General features: G+C 41.8%; 3 protein-coding genes. All 3 read right to left on the bottom strand.

Going from position 1 to position 3,200, the window contains the following annotated elements:
* Positions 1 to 52: 52 nt before the first annotated feature.
* The 3 genes from hxsC to hxsD are packed head-to-tail and all read right to left on the bottom strand — an operon-like array spanning position 53 to position 2,818.
* Positions 53 to 1,165, bottom strand: a complete 1,113-nt coding sequence (gene hxsC, locus RTW80_RS23460; RefSeq protein WP_312720442.1) for a His-Xaa-Ser system radical SAM maturase HxsC — start codon at positions 1,163 to 1,165, stop codon at positions 53 to 55.
* On the bottom strand, positions 1,158 to 2,546 hold the full coding sequence (hxsB, locus tag RTW80_RS23455; protein ID WP_001610844.1) for a His-Xaa-Ser system radical SAM maturase HxsB: 1,389 nt from the start codon (positions 2,544 to 2,546) through the stop codon (positions 1,158 to 1,160). Before hxsB ends, hxsC begins: the two co-directional genes overlap by 8 nt.
* The gene (gene hxsD / locus RTW80_RS23450) at positions 2,546 to 2,818 is read right to left on the bottom strand and encodes a His-Xaa-Ser system protein HxsD (RefSeq protein ID WP_001610846.1); all 273 of its coding nucleotides are present in this window, start codon (positions 2,816 to 2,818) and stop codon (positions 2,546 to 2,548) included. Before hxsD ends, hxsB begins: the two co-directional genes overlap by 1 nt.
* Between the last annotated feature and the right edge of the window lie 382 nt (positions 2,819 to 3,200).

Raw genomic sequence — 3,200 nt, 5'->3', positions numbered from 1 at the left:
GAATTATTGAGTGCCAAAAATCCCGGAAGTAGAGCAGCAAAATTAAATTTTTTCATAAAATTGGTCTCGGTGGTTGATGAAAACTGCCTGTGGAGGAACTGAAATAACCAGCACAGGAAGACTTCTGAGTGCATTCATCACATTCTTTCGGATAGTAATTTTTCCAATCAGAGATCGACTGAGCAGCAAGCTCCCAAGCTCTTTCAGGAAGATGACACAAAGGATAATTAAAAATTGTTAGAGGTATGCCTGACCTGTGTGCAGCGTCTATGGCGGAGGTTATTTTCTCACTATAACTGCTGTGCTCAATGAAGATTGTTGACCAGTTCTTTCGTGCCCAACCGATAGATTCCAGCCCCATAAGGGAAATCTGATTAATGTTGGAGAACACTCGGCCAACGAAGTCTACAATATCATCCAATTCTGTATAGTTAGCCAGTGTCGGAATAACTCTAAGTTCGATATTAATCCCTGAGTTTCCTGCATTGATTAACCCCTTAACCGTTTCATTAAATGCGCCATCACTCCCTACCAGATGATCATGCACAAGTGGTCTTGATGAGTAGAGCGGGATACCAAAGGTGATTTTGATCTTTTTGCTTCGCTTTGCCATTTCCTGAGTAAAGTTGATATCAGCAAATTTGCGTCCGTTTGTTAAAACATGCAAAGCAGTATCTGGTGAATTCTCGATGATAAAATCAATGAAGTGAAGGAAATCATCTCCATACAGCAAAGGTTCTCCACCGCTGACCCCAACAACTCCATCCAAACCAAATGAAGCTATAGCAAGAGCTGATTGGGTAAGTAGCCAGTCATCATTTGATTTCTTTGGTGGCTGCGAACAAAACAGACACAAGTTATTGCAGCGTTCCGTTACTAAGACAGTATTATGATTGGCTCTGCGGGACAGAATTACGCGTATCATATTGCCATTGTTGATTATCCCAATATCTCCATCTTCAATTGACTCATATAATTCAGTGCTAATAACAGAGAAATCAAAGTATGGTTGAATGGCATCATTATTGCCTTCAGCAACTACCAGTAAATTGGGCAAAAAGAATAAAGGGTTCATTGGTTTTTGTTTGCATAACCGATAGAACCCCGTGGGCACATTCTTTTTTGAAGCAAAATGAAAGATATCGTTCCTAATAACCTCAGACATATGCCCATCCTTTTAGCATCTCAGCCTTCGGACCACCTTCTGAGATGCAGTTCATCAGATACCTGAACATCCCCTTGTGATACTGACAAAACGTTGAACGACTCCTATCACCAACAGGCTCACCCTGTACACTTATGTTCTGGCATGGATCTGCACCGCAAAATGGTTGATATGCACATGTATCACAACCTGGCAGAGCAAAATTGAACGATGAACTCAACACTGCGTTATAGTAAGGACTCTTAGAAAATGATAGCGTTTTAACCTCACCCGCACTGAACTCCGTTTCAGGGTTCACCTTCTGCAACATACGGCTCTCATCGCTACCATATACTCGACCGTCATAATTGAAAAGAATACTGTTAAGCACGACCCCGCTTGGCGACTTTAAATCCGCATAACCACTAAAGCCAGGATTGAAGATCCTTTTCAGATGAATGGAGGCCGAATGTTCCACAACCCTTATCCCTTCATTATTCATCTTAAGGATTTCATCTATCAACGAGGCATAGAAACTGAAGTATTCCTCCATAGAAAATGTGAACGATGCTTTTTGTGCAAACCCATAGGGACTAACAGGTCGGATAAACATATCCTTGAGGCCAAGAGACAAGTGAGCCTGGACAATTGATTCAGGATGCCTAATGAGATCTTTAGTAACTGTAGTAACCGTTGCAACGCGACCAGCGCCTAAAGACCGTTTGATAGCCTCTACCCCTGACACTGTTCTACTGTAAGCAAGCCCATGACCAAGAATTCGATTACTGTTGTGAACAACTTCCTCACCATCAAGCGAAACAGAGAACGTTATGTTCCTGTCTCTCGACCATTCAAGCATATCCTCATTCAAGACAGACAGGCTTGATGCTACCACCATCTCAAAATCGGTGCTTCCCAGCGTTTCAGCACATTGCTCATAGATAGACTGAATTAAATCGAACCGCAAGAGTGGCTCTCCACCCTGTATCTCTATCTTGTAAGGTGGAGTTGATAGTTTTTTGATAGTAGAAATGATATCAGGGATGAGAGCGGGATCTAGATCATAACCAGAGGCGTTCACGGAAGCTCTACTGACCTGACAATACTTGCAGGTATGGTCGCAACGTAATGTGGGCACAATCATGAAAATTGGCCTGATCGCCAGTTCATTCATCAATCGTTTTGCAAAAGCAGAACTTAAAGCATAGGGAGCAATAGCTGATGAGCTTTCGTTGGTTATGAACAGCTTGCTTTCAAGTGCGTTTGATTGTTCCGCACTGATTTGCTCATCAGAAAGATCAAGCAGCTCTTGCTCATCAATGAAGTGATGAAAACCAGCGAGGTTGCTTATAAACACCTGTCCATTAGGCAATCTGTCAAAATTGAATGGCATCAATTCCATCACGAAAGCCTTTCATCGACACTGCGAAGCACTTTATGGACAATAGAATCTCTCAACGCCCCTGTTTTATGCTGTAGTTTTTCTCGCAAAGTGTAATCATTCAGCAGCCTCTCGAATTCATAGAGGCATTCGGGACTATCGTTTTCAAAAGAGATTGTCCAAGAGGATATATCTTCACAAAGCTTCCACTGAGTAAGCGAAGTCATCCAGTACAGGCTATTGCGTATAACCCATTCAGAATAAACATCTTTTTTTAACATCCTTTCGCACATTGCCATTGCCTCACAAAGCTAATAATCACAATCAGCAACCGCTTTAAAGCGGATTTTTCCTATAGAAATGAGGATACACCATTTAATTAATATGTTACAAGATGTTAGCATCTGAATGGCGATTCCGAAAAAAGATGCTGCTTATCCTATGATAATCAATAATGTTTTCTGATTTTCATATGCCGCTTGAACCGGCAAACAGCTAAGAAGCTAACATGACGTTAAAACGCAGGGGTTTCAAAGAGTTGTTAGTGGCTTATAGTATGAGACGTATCCTTTCAGTAATCACAATGCGAAAGGATTCTGTACTGACTTGCTCGAAGAAGCGTTGACTAGTATCGTGGGCACAATTGATGTCAGGGAAGCCTACAATCGCTTTCAC

It is taken from the genome of Escherichia sp. AM3 (assembly GCF_032029835.1).
GTDB classification, from domain to species: domain Bacteria; phylum Pseudomonadota; class Gammaproteobacteria; order Enterobacterales; family Enterobacteriaceae; genus Escherichia; species Escherichia coli.
Note: the sequence above shows the minus strand (reverse complement) of the source record. Positions and strands in the feature narration are given on the sequence as shown.